This window comes from Streptomyces sp. URMC 124 (genome assembly GCF_051386455.1).
In the GTDB taxonomy this organism is placed as follows: Bacteria; Actinomycetota; Actinomycetes; order Streptomycetales; family Streptomycetaceae; genus Streptomyces.
This window is the reverse complement of record NZ_JBPQTS010000487.1, coordinates 1-267: the sequence shown is the minus strand read 5'-3', so window position 1 is coordinate 267 and position 267 is coordinate 1. Positions and strand designations below refer to the sequence as shown.

1 protein-coding gene is annotated in these 267 nt (G+C 43.4%); it reads right to left on the bottom strand.

All coding sequences use genetic code 11. The features are described 5' to 3' along the window. Positions 1 to 101: 101 nt before the first annotated feature. Complete coding sequence (locus tag ACSNOG_RS33425; RefSeq protein ID WP_436756425.1) at positions 102 to 233, bottom strand: sensor histidine kinase; 132 nt, start codon at positions 231 to 233, stop codon at positions 102 to 104. Positions 234 to 267: the final 34 nt, after the last annotated feature.

Below are 267 nucleotides of genomic sequence, written 5' to 3'. Positions count from 1 at the left end.
AAATAATGCTGCAGATTTTTCAGCTCATCCCTTAGCAGCACTTCGGCCCCGGGCATTTTTGATGAATACCGGTATACGGCTGCGAGACTGGTCACCATTTTCTAAATCGTCGGAACCTTTTCTATAAAAGCAATGCTTTTGATAATTTCCAGTGTATTGTAGAGTAAATGAGGGTTGATTTGATTCTGTAATGCCTGAATATGCGCATCTCTTTGCCTGAGCTGAAGCTGCATCTCGTTGATCTCCAGACGATGAACCGTGTGGATG

Bases quoted from the DNA above. Each gene is read 5' to 3' on its own strand.
- ACSNOG_RS33425 (WP_436756425.1), bottom strand. From the start codon at position 233: ATGCAGCTTCAGCTCAGGCAAAGAGATGCGCATATTCAGGCATTACAG.